This is a genomic window from Chryseobacterium lineare, from assembly GCF_977014045.1.
Map to the genome: position 1 here is coordinate 348,004 of NZ_CDRNIQ010000001.1, position 17,101 is coordinate 365,104.

The following is a 17,101-nucleotide window of genomic DNA, read 5'->3' on the forward strand; positions in this document are numbered from 1 at the left end:
ATAACACAATATGAAAAACTTTTTGCCATTATTTCTTGTTCTCCTATTCGTACAGCTCAATGCACAGCATGAGAATTACTACGAAAAATGGTATAATGCTGATGACAGCAACCTTCCACAGAATACTGTAAAATCTATTGTAAAAGACAAATACGGTTTTCTCTGGCTTTCTACAGAAAATGGCATTGTGCGGTTTGACGGAAAAAACTTCATTACTTACGACATACAGCTGTCCACCATTGAAAACAGGACATTACTGATCGACGGTTCCGCTGAAGACAACTGGCTTTTCACATTCTATAACCCGGGTACGATCCCCGCTATGATCCGCAGCAGGAATTTCTCCATTGTCAATAAAAAGGATACCGCTACTTTACGGGAGCTTAAAGTTTATGGAGATGAGAATCTTTATAAGCTTGTAAAAGGCAATTCTGAGAGGGTATTAAAGAAAAAATATCATTATTTCATTAACAGGAATGAAAACTATTGCCTGAATAATTATCGTCTTTTTTACAACAAAGGAAAAAAGTCACGGTTTATAAAAGATTGTAAAGATTGCTTTTTCTCAGCTTTTTTCATTCTTGGCGATCAGCTTTTTTATTTAAGAAACAGCACTGTTATTGAAAGAATTGATAAAAATGGCTTAATAAAGGAATACCCAACCGGTATCAGAGCCAAAGCAGCCGATTTTGACTACTTCGTAAATAATGCCAACAAACAACTTTTAATAAGAAATAATGGCAGAATATATCTTGTGGAATATATCAACGGTTCTGTAACGTGCAGCCTCATCTGTGACAGTGAAACGCTCAAATGGCTTTCTATAACCTGTATGTATTATGATAAGTCTACAGGAACCCTCTTTGTAGGTACTTTCTCGAAGGGTATGCTTGTGATCAGGAAAAAGTTTATTAAGGCCCATCATGCACTAAACGGAAAAACAATTTTTCATGCCCTTACCGATTACAACGACCGTGAAGTGATAACAGCAGACGGAGATATTTTCAGTGCTGATGGTTATAAACGGAGTTTACCTTTTAAAAACAATAATACTTATGGTATTGTTAAACTTCAAAAGCCCGGTGAATTTGTTTTTAAAAACGAACATCATATTAATCTGTGGTCTCAAAATAAAAATACGATCCTTATGAACTTCGGTATTCAGTCTTCAGTTTATACCATAAGCGGTTCGTCTGGTGATAAGATATGGATTGCTCTTGATCTGAAAGGACAAAAACTGATAGGCTACATCATTATCAAAGAGGGTAAGGTAATAAAAGAAAAGTTTTATAATATTAAAATTTCCGTGAAAGGGATTGGTGAGGTGAGCGATCAGGAAGTCCTTCTGGCAACGGAAAGAGGGCTTTACCTGTTTAATGAAAAGAAAATGATCCGTAAAATGATGATGCCCAATGTGAATTTCAGGAGCATCAACAATAACGGAGATGATCTTTTCTGGATACAGTCTTACGGTAAAGGGCTTTATCTTTATAAAAAAGGCAGAATGTACAGTCTGCCGCAGAAAAATAGCCTGTTGTCATCGGTACACAGTGTAATCGATGACGGTCTCGGGTATTACTGGCTTTCTTCAAATACCGGTCTTTTTCAGGTGAAAAAACAACAGTTTGAAGATGCCTATCTGCATGGGAATCCTGATGTTTATATTCATAAATACACCTTAACAGACGGGCTTCTGACATCTGAGTTTAATGGAGGAAGTAATATTAACGGCCTTAGAAAAAATGGTTTTGTTATATTTCCTTCCATGGACGGGCTTCTTTATATTAATACTGTAAAAGCTTTTCCTGTTGTTTCCAGTGAAGATTATTATATAGACCGTGTAAGCATTAATGAAAAGCAGAAAATAGTTCATGGTATTTTAAATCTCGAAAGGAACTTCGGATACGTAAAAATTTTTGTAGATTATGCCAACTTCGGAAACTCAGGGAATGAGTATGTTGATTATAAAATAGATGATGGGAGATGGCTTCCACTGCCTGATAACGGGATTATCAATATCAATTCCCTTACAAAAGGTAAGCATGGGATTCATGTAAGAAAACTTAATAACTTTTCGTCCGTATTTAGTTATAAAACTTTAGAAATCAATGTTCAGCCTGCGTTCTGGGATACAGCTGTGTTTAAATTATTTTTAGTGATTATAGTACTGTTGATTTTTTATACAGTTTATAAAATAAGGCTGATAAGAATACAAAAAGAGACCGTAATTCTTAATGCCAGGATAGAAAAACGTACTACGGAACTTAAAGATACGATAAAATCTCTTTCTAAAACCAGGGAAGAATTATATGCCCAGCTCTACAGACAGAAGAAGTTTGTAGCCGCTATAAGCCATGATATTAAGAGTCCGCTGAAGTTTATCAATCTCAGCGCAGGGATTCTCTTAGAAAATATGCAGGAAGATTCTCATGAAAAAAGAGCGATCCATTCTATCAATGAATCATCGGCACAGATATTAGAGTTCATAGAATCCACCATTAATTATAATAAAATATTTATCTACGATAATTATCAAACAAAAGAAAGTATTAAACTCCGGGAGTTTATCAGCCAGCGCTTTGTCATATTTAAAAATACGGCAGCCTTTAAGTCTCTGCAGATTCATAATAACATAGGCCAGGATGATAAGGTTGTCAGTAATCCGGATGTGCTGAGTATCGTGATCCACAATATTCTGGATAATGCCATCAAATATACAGATCATGGTGCTATTTTTATTTATACTTCTGAAAGTGACGGCAAGCGTAGGCTTGTGATTGAAGATACGGGAAAAGGTATGTCGGAGGAAGAAGTGTCAAAAATTAATGCTTCTGAAGAATCTTCCGGCTCAAGAATGGGAATGAAGATCATCAGAGACCTCCTGCCTCTTATAGATGTTTCTATGGAAGTGCTAAGTGTAGTTGGGAGAGGAACGAAAGTAATCCTGATTTTTAATGCTAATTGAGGCTGAAAAAATTCAGCAGAGCAGGGATGTTGGTAATTCCAAGCTTATCAAAGATCCTTGTCTTATAGGTGCTTACTGTAGATTTGTGAATGTAAAGTTTAGAAGCAATTTCGTTATTAGACAATCCTGCTGCCAGAAGCCTGGCAATTTCCAGCTCACGGATAGACAGAAGTTCGATAGGGGTAATGCTATTTTTTCGTATCATGTTGTCCAGCAGTTTTTCCTTAAGATCTTCGCTCATATATTTACCGGATTCGAAGAACTTACCGAACGCTCTTATAATGTCATCAGGCTCACAGAGTTTGCTTAAATAACCGCTGGCCCCGGCTTTAATGAATTTAAATGCATAAATACCTTCATCCAACGCCGAGAACATGAGGATTCTTATATCTCCGTCATATTCTAATGAAAGGTTTTCAACAAAATTCAGACTGTTGCCTTCAGGGAAATTAATGTCAAGTATGATGAAATTTATATTTTCTCTTTTAATGATCGTTCTGCCTTCATTCAGAGTAGAGGCTTCAAAAATAGTTATATTGGCAAAATGTTTTTTGAGGAGCAGGTAAACACCTTGTCTTACAATGCTATGATCATCAATAACAAGTACGCTTTTTTTATCGATTTCCATTATATAATTTTCATCCGGTTTTATATAATTCAAATATATTAATAATTTTTTGAAAACAAATATGTTAAATCATTGTATTTTATTATTAAAGAACACTTTTTTGATAATAGTTTACATGTAGAATTAAAGAATCTGCATACTCTCTTTAATGCTGTTCATCACAAAAATACTTTTGGTCTGCCCGATTCCTTCTATTTCAGATAATTTATTTACAAAAAATTCGTGAAACTCATCCATATTCGGGGCTAAAATCTTCAGCATAAAGTCAAAATCTCCGCTTATATTATAAAATTCAACAACTTCCTTCAGCTTTCCCACCTCTTCAATAAATTTCCCTGCCGTTTTTTTATGATGAACATTAAGGGCAATCATACAGATTACCATCATTCCTTTATTCACTTTTTTACGGTCGACGACGGTGGTGTATTCTCTGATGATTCCCAGTTTCTCCATTCTCTTAATACGTTCGTGAGTAGGCGTGGGACTCAGGTTGATTCTATTGGCAATGTCGCGGATACTCAGTTTGGCATCTTTCTGTAAAATTCTGAGGATCGCAAGATCTTTTTCGTCCGGTTTGTATCTTTCTGTTGTCATTTGTTCTGTTTTTTATCATTAAAATATGGATAAAAGAATAATTGTTCCTTTAAATTACTCATATATTTAAATATGTTCCAAATTTAGTATATAATTTTTACATACGTTCTGTTAATGGTAATTTTGCAGCATAAATGAACTTTATGAGCAGAAAGAATATCATACTCATCCTGGCATCTGTAGGAACCTTTGTAGAAGCGCTGGATATTGCGATTGTGAATCTTAGTATTCCCTCTATCCAGGAACAGTTCGGTATTGGTACCGAGACCGTACAGTGGCTTCAGACATTGTATGTGCTTTTCTTTGGAGGTTTTCTCATCGTCGGGGGTAAGTTGTCTGATCAGATGGGACGTAAAAAAATCTTTCTGTCTGGGTCCCTTATCTTTATGGTAGCTTCTTTAGGAGCTGGATTATCTTCAGGATTTGAAACGTTGGCAATATTCCGGGCTTTACAGGGTTTGGGGGCAGCATTCATCATGCCTTCCGCAATGTCGATTGTTACCAATACTTTTACAGGCGACCAGGAAAGAAACCGTGCAGTCGGGATTTTCAGTTCGTTTGCAGCCATCGGTTCCGGGAGCGGACTTTCCTTGGGAGGAATTATCAGTACATACCTAAGCTGGCACTGGGTTTTTCTCATCAATGTTCCGGTTCTTGCAATAAGTTTAATATTTGGATATTATTATCTTCCCAAAGATGAGATATCAGAAAAATCTTACAAAACAGACTTTTTATCAGGGGTTTTGCTGGTATTGGGACTGTTGAGCCTTACTTACGGAACGCATGAATTAATCCATATTAAAGAATATCCATTAATGATCATATCTTCTCTGCTCATCGCTGTTTTATTGTTAACCACGGTGTTTTACCATCTAAAGTCGATTTCCCAGCCATTAATCGATTTATCGCTCATGAAACATAGATCATTAAAGATTTCCAGTATTTGTTTTGTTGCTTTAGGAGCATTTTTTATTGGTTTTCTGTTTCTTATTTCATTGATGCTGCAGAAAGATATGAATTATAATGCAGCTACAGCAGGATTGCTGTTGGTACCGTTCAGTGTAATGTCTGCATTGGTGGCAAAGTTCATTCTTCCTTACATTTCTAAAAAGCTTAATTCCCCTCAGATGGCAATTTTAGGATGGTTTTCTATGTTGACAGGTTCGTTGTCTCTCCTGATTTCAGTATATATCGGACATCCGCTGGCGTTGGTTTTAATAGGTGCAGCCTGTATTTCAGGAATAGGAATGACATTTTGTTTTACGGCGTTGTCGGTGTTGGGAATTCAGGATGTAGGATCTTCAGATTACGGGGTGGCCGCAAGTCTGGGTTCTACAAGTTACTTTCTAGGGGCGGGAATCGGGCTGTCATTCATGACTTTAATGAGTCAGCTTTTTCCTTCTGTGTTGGCAGTCGGAAATTTAAGCGTAATCATTCTGACGAGCTATTCATTATTTGCATTGGGTGCCTTGTTTTATTTTGTTATTAAAAATATAAAAGTCAGAAAAACAGAAATGCTTATAGAGTAGGTGATTCAGTTTATTCTATAAAGTAATAATTTCTTTTTAAAATTAAATTATTAAGCTTCATAAGCAATACAATTGTTTAATCAGACTTAATGTAAATGATTATTGATTCTAAATAAAAAATGCCCGAACTAAAATTCAGGCATTCACGTTTAAGAAATATAAATAAGTAAAACTACTTGAGTGTAAATTTCACCTTTGTTTTGATGGCATCAGAAGAGTTTCCGATGAGTGCTTCGAAATCTCCGGGTTCTGCCACCCAATCGTGTTTATCGGCATCAAAGAAGCTTAAAGCGGTTTTATCAATCGTAAATGTCACTTCTTTTTCTTCTCCCGGATTCAGGAATACTTTTTCAAAACCTTTCAGCTCTTTTGTAGGTCGTTGAACAGAGGATTTCAGATCACTGATGTATAATTGTGCCACTTCGGCTCCTGCTCTTTTACCGGTATTTTTAACGGTTACGGTAAAAGTGATTTTGTCGTCCTGAGACATCTCCTTTTTATCTGCTTTTGCTTTCCCGAATTCAAAAGTGGTGTAGCTCAAACCGTGTCCGAAGCTGAATAAAGGCTTAATTTTTTTAGTGTCATGCCATCTGTAACCCACCAGAATACCTTCGTTATACTTTATATTGATAGGATTTTTCTGATCTTTTCCTTTTCCGGCTGCCAGTTCTTCTTTATTTCCGGGATATTCACCCATTTGGTGAGCGGCATTATCTTCAAGCTTTACAGGAAAAGTAAAAGGAAGTTTTCCGGAAGGGTTTGCGTCACCGGCCAACACTGCGGCAAGAGAATTTCCGGCTTCAGAACCCAGATACCATGCCTGAACAATGGTAGGAACCTCTTTTACCCATGGCATTGCCACCGCATTTCCGGAAACGAGTACCACTGCCAGATTTTTATTGGCTTTTGCCAACGCTGAGATTACATTATCCTGATTATACGGCAGTCCATAGCTTTTTCTGTCGTTTCCTTCACTGTCCTGAAAATCAGCTTTATTTAGTCCACCCACAAAAATTACATAATCTGAAGACTTTGCCAGTGCTACAGCTTCATTTAAAAGTGCTTCAGGAGAGCGCTCTTCCTTCAGGTTCTGTCCGGATTTCACACCGTTGTATTCGCCGCCGATATCTCCCACATATCCTCTTGCATATTGTACATCAGCTTCTTTTCCAAATCTCGTTTTGATTCCTTCCAGAGGAAGAGTCTCATATTTAACCTTTAAAGAAGAAGAACCTCCGCCTACGGTCATGATTTTGATGGCATTTTCACCGATAACAGCAATTTTTTTAGCTTTATTAATATCAATCGGAAGTACATTTCCCTGATTTTTCAATAATACAATTCCTTCTTCACCGATTTCTTTAGCGACTGCTTTATGTTCTTCAGAAGCAATGTTTCCAAAAGGCTTATTTCTGTTCATTGTCGTTTTATAGGCAAGACGCAGAAGTCGTGTAACTTTATCGTCAAGTTCCTTGGTTCCAACTTTTCCTTCTTTAATTAATTTTAAATAAGGCTGTGCCAGATAATAACTGTCATACGCATTGGAATGTCCTTCTGATAAACCATTGGTCCAGCTTCCGAATTCAAGGTCAAGACCGTTGTGGATCGCCTGCTCCGTATTATTTACTGCGCCCCAGTCTGATAGCACAACACCTTTGTAGTTCCATTCTTTTTTAAGAATATCATTAAGAAGATACTGGTTCTGGCTGGCATACTGTCCTTTATACATATCGTATGCGCCCATAATCGTCCATGAATCTCCTTCTGTTACCGCTGCTTTGAATGGCGGAAGATAGATTTCATATAATGTCCTGTCATTAATAATAACATTACTCGTATGGCGAAACATTTCCTGATTGTTTAAAGCGTAATGCTTTACCGATGTGGCCACGCCATTTGATTGTACTCCTTTGATATAAGGCACCACCATCTTTGACGTTAAAAAAGGATCTTCGCCCATGTATTCGAAATTTCTTCCGTTTAGGGGTGTTCTGTAAATATTGACGCCAGGTCCCAAAAGAATGTCTTTTTTTCTGTAGCGTGCTTCTTCGCCCAAGGCTTTACCGTAATTCCATGACATATTTTTGTTCCATGTCGCTGAAAGCGCGGTCAGCGCCGGATATGCAATAATAGAGTCGTTGGTCCAGCCGGCTTGGTCCCATTCATCCCATTTCACTTCAGAACGAACACCGTGAGGGCCATCGGTCGTCCAGAATTCAGGGATTCCTAACCTTGGTACACCCGGAGAACTGAATTTTGACTGTGCGTGAAGCATCGCAATTTTTTCCTCAAGTGTCATTTTGGAAAGAGCATCCTGAATACGCTGTTCAACAGGTTTTGATTCGTCTAAATAAACGGGAATTGCAGTGGTATTTTGAGCCATATACGAAGCGGAAATAAGAGTAAATAAACTTACAATGGCGGTTTTCTTTAACATAAAAAGCCTTTTTTGATTAAAAACAAAAGTAGGAAATTTTTTTATTATCTCAAATTGAGAAAATGTAATTTTAACAAAATGGTTATTTCTGACTATTTTTTGAAATAAAAGACACCATTTCAATTTTGAAATGATGCCCAAAACATATATAAATAACAGAATCTCTTAAATCAATAGTAACATTATATTTTCAGTTCCATCCTTTGATAGCGCCACCTTTAAATATTTCTTCAGCCTTTTTCGCCACTTCATCAGACTCATACGCTTTGACGAATTTTTTCACTTTTTCAGAATTTTTATTATCCTCTCTTGAAACAATGACGTTTACATAGGGAGAGTTTTTGTCTTCCTTTAAAATTCCCTGCTTTTCGGTGTCAAGTCCGGCCTGTGCAGCAAAATTGTTATTAATAATCGCCAGTACGACTTCTTTATCATCAAGCACTCTGGGCAGTTGCGGAGCCTCGATTTCAAGAATCTTCAACTGTTTCGGATTGTCGACAATATCGGTAACTTTAGGTAATAAGCCTATGCCGTCTTTTAGTTTGAGCAAACCATTTTTCTGCAACAGCAATAATGAACGGCCGCCGTTCGTCGGGTCATTAGGAATCACTATGGTACTGCCGTTCTGCAGTTCACTGATATTTTTTATTTTTTTGGAATAAGCCACGATAGGGTAGACAAATGTATTTCCTACAACGGCCAGCTTATATCCTCGCTGTTTTGACTGTTCATTAAGATAAGGAATATGCTGAAAGGCATTGGCATCAATATCTCCGTTATGTAGCGCTTCATTGGGGACTACATAATCATTAAAGGCAACAAGCTCCACTTCCAGGTTGTATTTTTCTTTTGCCACCTTTTTCGCGGTTTCTGCAATTTGCTGTTCCGGTCCTGAAGTGATGCCGACCTTAATGTAATTCGGATCCTCTTTTTTTCCTGAATTGCAGGATGATAATATTATTCCCACGGCTAGTAAGCCAAAAAATTTTATTTTTTTCATTGTTAATTTTTTCTTATTTAATGGTAAAAAAGCGAAAATCACAGAAGGTTTTAATCTCAGGGTATTTCCGGAAATTCGCCCTTTACCACAGGTGACAAAGGATAACAAAGTCACCACACTATTTCACATTCACATTATATTTTTAAGAATGATTGACTCTTATGATTACTTCCCTGTAAATTCAACGGTGATCAAATCTTTTAGCCAGACGGTCACCGGAAAACTGAATGATAAATACAATTCCCACAAGTAATGCCAGGACGAGATTCATAATGACCGAATCATAGCCGATATAGCCGTACTGATAGCCGATCTGACCCAGTCCGCCTGCTCCCACAGCGCCTCCCATTGCCGAATAGCCCACTAATGTGATCAGGGTGATCGTTGCATTGTTTATTAAAGAGGGAAGTGCTTCGGGAAGTAAAATTTTCCGGATGATCTGCATCGGATTTGCGCCCAGTGCCCTGGCAGTCTCGATAAGACCGGAAGGAACTTCCAACAGACTGTTCTCAACCAGCCTTGCAATAAAAGGCGTGGCCCCGATACTGAGCGGAACCAAAGCTGCATTCACACCGATAGATGTTCCCACCAGGCTTCGTGTAAAAGGGATCATCCAGACGATCAGAATAATAAAAGGAATAGAGCGGAAAATATTAACCAGTACAGATAATATTCTGTGATAAGTCACATTTTCCAGTAGCTGTCCTTTTCTCGTCAAAAACAAGAGAATCCCGACCGGCAAACCTAAAGCAAATCCGAAAAAACCGGATGCAAATGTCATGAAAACCGTCTCCCAGACTCCTTTTGATAAAAGAGAAATTACCGTATCACTAAGCATAACCCCTTACTGTGTTTTGAATTTTATTCTGGTTGAAATAATAAATAGCCTGCTGATTTTTCTCCTGCTCACCCTGCAGCTGCAAGAGAAGCTTACCAAAATTGGCTTCTCCCAGATACTCGACATCTGCCTTCAATAGTTTGTAGGGAATTTTATATTTGTCGTAGACAATGGAGAGCAGCGCTTCAACAGAGATCTCTTCATTTACTTCGACTTCTACGAGAGGGAATAATCCGTCCTGTGGTTCTTTCTGTAGTTTTTTATTCAGTTCTTGCGGTATATTCATAGCTCCTGAGTTTAAAAATTGTTTGATAATGGGGTGATCCTTTTGTGAGATAATCTCTTGTAAAGTCCCTTTTGTAATAAGTTTACCTTTGTCGATAACAGCAACATGGTTGCACACTGTACGTATGACTTCCATCTCATGCGTTATGAGCAGTATCGTAATGCCAAGCCTCTGGTTAATATCTCTCAACAGCTGTAAAATCGATAGTGTTGTAGCCGGATCCAGTGCACTTGTTGCTTCGTCACAAAGAAGAAGATAAGGATCATTGGCGAGCGCCCTAGCGATCGCCACTCTTTGTTTCTGTCCTCCTGAAAGACTTTTCGGATAATCGCCGGCTTTGTCTTCAAGGCCAACAATTTTAAGGAGTTCACTCACTTTTTTGTGGATCGCTGTTTTATTTACACCATCCAGTTCCAGGGGAAGAGCAATGTTTTCAGAAACGGTTCTTGAAGAAAGAAGGTTAAAATGCTGAAAGATCATCCCTATTTTTTTTCGTTCTTTAGCCAATTCTCTGGATTTTAATTGGGTAAAATCTTTTCCGTTGATGATAATTTTTCCCTCATCAGGTCTTTCAAGCAGATTTACCGTTCGGATCAACGTGCTTTTTCCTGCTCCGGAAAAGCCTATAATTCCTACGATATCACCTTTCTCAACGCTCAGGCTGATCTGATCCAGTGCTTTAAAAGACTGCTTTTTCTGATGAAAAGTTTTTGAAATATTTTTTATCTCTATCATTTTTAAGATTCTTCATTAAATAAAAAAAGGCTTTACAACGTGGTAAAGCCTTTAAAATATGTCATATAAAAGTAAGGTCAGTCACCACAATGCGCTATTTCAGGCATACAGCAATACATCATCATATGATTGATGGTATGGTTAGTGATTGTAATATTTTTCAAACCTGTATTCATTGTTTTTATATTCTGATTACGGTTGCAAATATAGGATATAAATTTTCATTAGTCCACTAAAAAAGTAGACTTTTGTGAAATAATTTTAAATTTGTTTTTAATAGGCTGATTTTTAGATTTTTATTTTTTTACTAAATGAAACATTTTCGTAAGCTATTTCCAAAAATTAAAAATTCACTTTCAAAAACATCATTTATTAAACTAGTTAAATGTGCAGGATTTTATAACGGTCTACATTTGTCATATAAAAATTAAACAAAATGAATAATAGAATTTTAGGCCTGCACCATATCACAGCGATTGCAGACAACGCAAAAAGAAACTTAGATTTTTATACCCGCGTTTTGGGAGTAAGACTGGTAAAGAAAACCGTCAACTTTGATGATCCCGGAACGTACCACTTTTATTTCGGAAATGAAGAAGGAGCACCGGGAACTATTTTAACATTCTTTCCATGGGAAGGAATAGGGAAGGGTACCAACGGGACAGGATTGGCAACACATATCGGCTACTCAGTCCCAAAAGGAAGTCTTGATTTCTGGAAAAACAGACTGCAACAATTTAACGTAAATGTAGAAGAAAGTGAAATATTCGGTGAAAAACTGATTTCATTTAAAGATCCGGATGGTCTGCAGCTTCAGTTCATCGAATCTTCTACAGACGATAGGAAAGTATGGACAACAGATGACATCAAAGAAGAAAATGCATTGAAAGGATTTCATAATGTAACACTTACATTGAAAAAGGCAGAACCTACGATGAAAGTTTTAACAGATATTTTCGGCTATGAATTAAATAAGCAGGAAGGTGAAAGATATCGTTTTGCAACGGATGCAATAGAAACCGCCAATATCGTTGACATTATTGAGAATGATAAACTATTAGCAGGAAGAAACGCTGCGGGAACCAATCACCATGTTGCTTTCAGAGTGAAAGATGATACTGTGTTAATGGAATTCCGTGAAAAAGTTCTTTCGGCAGGCTTGAACATTACTCCGAAAATCGACAGAGATTATTTTTATTCACTCTATTTCCGTGAACCGGGTGGTGTTTTGTTCGAAATTGCAACCGATAATCCTGGATTCACTGTAGATGAACCATTAAACGAATTGGGAACAAGCTTAAAACTTCCAAAACAACACGAAGGCCTACGCGAAAAAATAGAAGAAGTGTTGCCGAAGTTATCATAGATCATCAGCCATTTTCAGCAAACGCAGTAATTTAGCAGTAAGCAGTAAGCAGTAAGCAGTAAGCAGTAAGCAGTAAGCAGTAAGCAGTAAGCAGTAAGCAGTAAGCAGTAAGCAGAAGCGGTTTGCTATTTAACCATCAACCAACAACAAAGAAAAAACATTATGGAAACAACGAAAGTAATTTTAGGAAACGTACGAGGAGAAATACAGCTTTTTTCAGACGACAACAAAGCCGGAAAAATGGATATTTCGGTAATGGGAAACAAACTAACGGTTTATCACACCGAGGTTAACGAAAAATACGCAGGAAAAGGCTTTGCCAAAATATTATTGGATAAACTGGTTTCTTATGCAAGAGAAAATGAACTTAAAATTGTTCCGTTGTGTCCCTATGTTCATGCCCAGTTCAAAAGAAACCCGGAATTGTACAACGATGTCTGGTTCAAAGAAGAAAACTAAACATTTCTTAAACCTCAGCCTCAACCTTAACCTTCAATCCAAAACCATGACACTGATCACAGGACTTCACCACGTTACAGCCATTACAGGCGACGCACAGGAAAATATCGACTTTTATACCGGAGTTTTAGGACTTCGGCTGGTAAAAAGAACCGTAAATTTCGACTACTCCGATGTCTATCATTTTTACTTCGGCGACGAATTCGGAACTCCGGGAACAATTATGACGACTTTTCCCTACGGAAAAGGACTCGTCAACGGGAGACACGGTAAAGGAATGCTCAATACAACAGCATTTTCAATATCAATGGATGGGCTTGACTATTGGATGAACCGCCTGAATCAGTTTAATATCCCTTTTAAGCATCCTCAACAAAGATTCTCGGGGGAAGTATTCATTTACCTCGAAGATTTTGACGGACTGGGATTGGAGCTGGTTTTTAATGATAAAGACGAACGTAAAGGGTACAACAATCATTTTATCCCGAAAGATTTTGCCATTAAAGGAATTCATCATGTGGAAATCTGGCTGGATGCCTATGAAAGAACGGCAGCTTTGCTGACTACCCAGATGAATCATAAGCTCATTGCTGAAAGTTCAGACCGCTTCAGATATGCCGCTGAGGATGCACCCGGAAAATATGTAGATCTCCTTTGCACTCCGAATGCTTTGAAAGGACTTGCAGGAAGAGGTACCGTACACCACGTTGCCTTTGCGACTCCGGACGCACAAACCCAACTTGAAATGATCGAAAAACTGAATAAATTCGGACTGGAACATACCGAAGTGAAAGACCGGAAATATTTTACTTCGGTATATTTTAGAGAGCCAGGGGGTGTTTTGTTTGAAATTGCCACTTCAGGACCCGGGTTTGATGTTGATGAAGAATTGGCATCCTTAGGTGAACATTTAAATCTTCCTCAACAGTTTGAAGAGAAAAGAGAACACTTGTTGGAAGTTCTCCCTAAATTTAATTATCCAACAGAAAAATACAGATAAATTATGGCCCATATTTTAGATATAAAAACAGCAGGAAAACCATTAAATGAAGCTGAAAAAGCTTTAATTATGATTCATGGAAGAGGCGGAAGCGCACAGGATATTTTGAGTTTATCACAACATTTAAACGTAAAAGATTATGCATTGATGGCCCCTCAAGCCACAAACGGAAGTTGGTATCCGTTCTCCTTTATTGCTCCGGTTGAACAAAATGAACCCGGGCTTTCCTCAGCATTGCAAACGATCGGTAAAACCGTTGAAAAGGCTTTAGTTGAAGGAATTAGACCTGAAAACATTTACTTCTTCGGATTCTCACAGGGTGCCTGTCTGACGCTTGAGTTTTTGGCAAGGAATGCACAGAAATTCGGAGGAGCTGCAGCCATTATCGGTGGTGTAATAGGCGAAAAAATCAACCGCGAAAACTATCGTGGAGACTTTGCGCAAACCCCGATTTTCCTGGGGACCAGCAATCCTGATTTTCATGTTCCGGTAGAAAGAGTATATGCCACGGCAAATATTTTCAAAGAAATGAATGCCGATGTTACTGAGAAAGTTTATCAAAATTTCGGACATTCCATCAATCAGGAAGAAATTGAACTGGCAAATTCACTGATTTTTGTATAGATAAACAAAACGTACTATTAGTTTTTTATTAATTTAAAACATCATGAAAATCACAAAAATATGTAGCGACGAAAAAGGCGAATCTTATTTTGAAGATCTTGAAATTCCTTTAATCGATCAAGGCGAAATAGGATTTTTATCCGAAGATGTAGAAGTTAAAAAGTTGCAGTTCAGGAAAGTTTCCGCAGATTACGATTACGATTTTCATCATGCTCCGCAGAAACAGTACATCGTGCTTTTGGATGGAGGTGTGGAAATAGAAACGTCCCTCGGAGAAATCCGTCAGTTCCGGACCGGAGAAATTCTCCTGGTGGAAGACACAACAGGAAAAGGCCATAAAACCAAAAACCTGGAAAAGAGAGAAAGAACCTCATTATTCATACATTTGTAATAAGACAGCAAGATAATAGACGGATAGAGGATAGACATTGTAGTCGATTATTTTACATTAATCATCTATTTTCTATTCGTCTATCATCTATTTATCTCTTGTTTACAAGACAAAAGAAAATGACTAAATAAAAAACCATGCACGAACAACTACTTCTTATACTAGGTCTCCTCCTCATCGTCATGATGCTCGTTATGCTGGCACAACGCATCAAAATTGCCTATCCCATATTTCTGGTGTTGGCCGGATTGGGGATTAGTCTTATTCCCGGAGTTCCTGTCTTAAAATTAGATCCGGATATTATATTCCTGATTTTCCTTCCGCCGCTTTTATACGAAGCCGCATGGTACACCTCATGGAATGACTTCTGGAAATGGAAAAGAACCATCGGACTCTTGGCATTCGGGTTGGTTTTCCTGACATCACTGGTGGTGGCATTTGCTTCACAGGCTTTAATTCCGGGCTTTACGCTGGCTATGGGGTTTTTGTTGGGTGGTATTGTTTCACCTCCCGATGCCGTTGCAGCAACTACTGTTTTAAAAGGATTGAAAGTTCCCAAACGTACCGTTGCGATACTGGAAGGAGAAAGTCTGATCAACGACGCTTCATCACTGATTGTTTTCAGGTTTGCTCTGGCGGCGGTTATGACCGGCGTTTTTTCTATGCAGGAAGCTACCGGACAGTTCTTTCTCGTCGCAGGAATGGGCGTCGTCGTAGGAATTGCCGGAGCCCATATTTTCTATGCCATTCACAGATTTCTGCCGACTACACCGGCGATTGATGCAGCACTGACAGTGATTACGCCATACATTTTATTCCTGTCTGCAGAACATTTTCATTATTCGGGGGTGATGGCAGTGGTGAGTGGCGGGCTATTCATGTCATTCCGTTCCCATGAAATCTTCAAAACAGGAACAACAAGAGTCAATATGCTTGGTGTCTGGAATACCCTGATTTTTGTAATGAATGCACTGGTATTTGTACTCATAGGTCTCGAACTTCCTGACATCATCGGCGGACTGGGAAAAACCTCTTTAATGGAAGGAATAAAATACGGGCTCATCATCAGCGCTATTGTCATCGTCGTAAGAATGCTTTGGATCTATCCTGTAGCACATATTCCGAGATGGCTCAGTAAAAACATCCGTAAAGATCCCACTCCGGGCTGGAAAAATCCCCTGATCATAGGCTGGGCGGGAATGAGAGGAGTTGTTTCCCTGGCAACGGCACTTTCGATTCCTGTCATGATGAATGAACAGTCGGAATTTCCAATGAGGAATTTAATTATTTTCATAACATTTGTCGTGATCTTTGTAACGCTCGTTTTTCAGGGACTTACCCTTCCTTTGATTATTAAGCTCATTAAAATCGGTGAGATCGATCATATTCAGCCCTCGCATGAACAGCAGGCGGGAATTCAGATTCGGCTCGATAATCTGGCACTCGGCAGACTCCATGAAAAATATCAGCCGAATATCAATGCCAACAGCCTTGTCGAAAACTTTAAAAATACAATTGAAAACGATATCAAGCTTCACAAAAATCACTTGAACTCTATTGAGATGTGTACCAACAGGAGAAACGATCTTAACGAGTATCATCAGATCATGCTGGATATTTTTGCCTTACAGCGAAAAGAACTCTTTAAAATGAAAAGGGAAAAACAATTCAGTGATGATGAAATCCGGAAAGCAGAATCACAATTGGATTTGAATGAATTAAAAATAACAGGAAGTAAACATTTATAAAGCAAAATCGAAGGTTAAGGCTGAGGTTAAGATGTAGATTGAGGTTGAAGGTATTTGGTAGCTTTAATTCAGAAATCTCTTCCAGCTCTTATAAGTGAAACGGCTTTGTGAACCTTAAAAACAGAAAGTATTAAAAAAAAATCTTAGCGTCCTCTGCGTTCAAACCAACATAAAATAAACAAATCAAAATGAACACCCTAAATTTTTTAGTCATCGGTAAAAATCAGGAAATCCTCGATACCCTGAAAAGAGTCATTGAAAATAATGACGGCTGGAAAGCATACATTCAGACCGATGAAAATGCCAGCTATAATGACATTCAAAATAAGCAGCTCGATATCGTTCTCCTGAGTTCCGGTTTGGAAGAACAGTTCGAGAAAGACATTAAAGAATTTTGTGAAAAGCTGGATAAAAATATAAAGATAATCGACCATTACGGCGGAGGAAGCGGATTATTAAAGAACGAAGTTTACACACTTTTTCCTAATTTGCAGCCCTAAA

Annotated in this window: 15 protein-coding genes; 9 read left to right on the forward strand and 6 right to left on the reverse strand. The window is 38.1% G+C overall.

Going from position 1 to position 17,101, the window contains the following annotated elements; translation table 11 throughout:
- The first annotated feature begins 10 nt into the window (after window positions 1-10).
- Window positions 11-2,965 (forward strand): sensor histidine kinase, encoded by a 2,955-nt coding sequence (locus ACWNCI_RS01550; protein WP_449386903.1) that lies wholly within the window; start codon window positions 11-13, stop codon window positions 2,963-2,965.
- Here ACWNCI_RS01550 and ACWNCI_RS01555 read toward each other — a convergent pair.
- Window positions 2,958-3,593 (reverse strand): response regulator transcription factor, encoded by a 636-nt coding sequence (locus ACWNCI_RS01555; protein ID WP_346985857.1) that lies wholly within the window; start codon window positions 3,591-3,593, stop codon window positions 2,958-2,960. The genes ACWNCI_RS01550 and ACWNCI_RS01555 overlap by 8 nt on opposite strands.
- A gap of 123 nt (window positions 3,594-3,716) precedes the next feature.
- The gene (locus ACWNCI_RS01560; protein WP_449386904.1) at window positions 3,717-4,187 is read right to left on the reverse strand and encodes an Lrp/AsnC family transcriptional regulator; all 471 of its coding nucleotides are present in this window, start codon (window positions 4,185-4,187) and stop codon (window positions 3,717-3,719) included.
- Between the two features lie 143 nt (window positions 4,188-4,330).
- Here ACWNCI_RS01560 and ACWNCI_RS01565 point away from each other — a divergent pair, with 143 nt between their 5' ends.
- Window positions 4,331-5,716: an MFS transporter gene (locus tag ACWNCI_RS01565; RefSeq protein ID WP_449386905.1), complete on the forward strand. Its 1,386-nt coding sequence runs from the start codon at window positions 4,331-4,333 to the stop codon at window positions 5,714-5,716.
- 172 nt (window positions 5,717-5,888) lie between these two features.
- On the opposite strand, the gene ACWNCI_RS01570 is transcribed toward ACWNCI_RS01565, so the two are convergent.
- From ACWNCI_RS01570 to ACWNCI_RS01585, 4 genes are all read right to left on the reverse strand, one after another.
- Entirely contained in the window at window positions 5,889-8,153 is a 2,265-nt protein-coding gene (locus ACWNCI_RS01570) for a glycoside hydrolase family 3 C-terminal domain-containing protein (RefSeq protein ID WP_449386906.1), read from the reverse strand.
- A gap of 190 nt (window positions 8,154-8,343) precedes the next feature.
- A complete protein-coding gene (gene metQ, locus ACWNCI_RS01575) occupies window positions 8,344-9,153 on the reverse strand; it encodes a methionine ABC transporter substrate-binding lipoprotein MetQ (RefSeq protein ID WP_449386907.1) in 810 nt (269 codons plus the stop codon).
- A 181-nt stretch (window positions 9,154-9,334) separates the two neighbouring features.
- Window positions 9,335-9,991, reverse strand: coding sequence for a methionine ABC transporter permease MetI (gene metI, locus ACWNCI_RS01580; RefSeq protein WP_346985853.1), 657 nt, complete (start codon window positions 9,989-9,991; stop codon window positions 9,335-9,337).
- Window positions 9,984-11,012, reverse strand: coding sequence for a methionine ABC transporter ATP-binding protein (locus ACWNCI_RS01585; RefSeq protein WP_449386908.1), 1,029 nt, complete (start codon window positions 11,010-11,012; stop codon window positions 9,984-9,986). Before ACWNCI_RS01585 ends, metI begins: the two co-directional genes overlap by 8 nt.
- Window positions 11,013-11,448: 436 nt before the next feature.
- Here ACWNCI_RS01585 and ACWNCI_RS01590 point away from each other — a divergent pair, with 436 nt between their 5' ends.
- From ACWNCI_RS01590 to ACWNCI_RS01620, 7 genes are all read left to right on the forward strand, one after another.
- Entirely contained in the window at window positions 11,449-12,378 is a 930-nt protein-coding gene (locus tag ACWNCI_RS01590; protein WP_449386909.1) for a ring-cleaving dioxygenase, read from the forward strand.
- Window positions 12,379-12,540: 162 nt separating this feature from the next.
- Window positions 12,541-12,837, forward strand: coding sequence for a GNAT family N-acetyltransferase (locus ACWNCI_RS01595; protein WP_449386910.1), 297 nt, complete (start codon window positions 12,541-12,543; stop codon window positions 12,835-12,837).
- Window positions 12,838-12,883: 46 nt separating this feature from the next.
- Complete coding sequence (locus ACWNCI_RS01600; RefSeq protein WP_449386911.1) at window positions 12,884-13,837, forward strand: ring-cleaving dioxygenase; 954 nt, start codon at window positions 12,884-12,886, stop codon at window positions 13,835-13,837.
- A 3-nt stretch (window positions 13,838-13,840) separates the two neighbouring features.
- A complete protein-coding gene (locus tag ACWNCI_RS01605; RefSeq protein ID WP_449386912.1) occupies window positions 13,841-14,461 on the forward strand; it encodes an alpha/beta hydrolase in 621 nt (206 codons plus the stop codon).
- Between the two features lie 43 nt (window positions 14,462-14,504).
- Window positions 14,505-14,852, forward strand: a complete 348-nt coding sequence (locus tag ACWNCI_RS01610) for a hypothetical protein (RefSeq protein ID WP_449386913.1) — start codon at window positions 14,505-14,507, stop codon at window positions 14,850-14,852.
- A gap of 137 nt (window positions 14,853-14,989) precedes the next feature.
- Window positions 14,990-16,600, forward strand: a complete 1,611-nt coding sequence (locus ACWNCI_RS01615; RefSeq protein ID WP_449386914.1) for a Na+/H+ antiporter — start codon at window positions 14,990-14,992, stop codon at window positions 16,598-16,600.
- Between the two features lie 188 nt (window positions 16,601-16,788).
- The gene (locus tag ACWNCI_RS01620) at window positions 16,789-17,100 is read left to right on the forward strand and encodes a hypothetical protein (protein ID WP_449386915.1); all 312 of its coding nucleotides are present in this window, start codon (window positions 16,789-16,791) and stop codon (window positions 17,098-17,100) included.
- Window position 17,101: the final 1 nt, after the last annotated feature.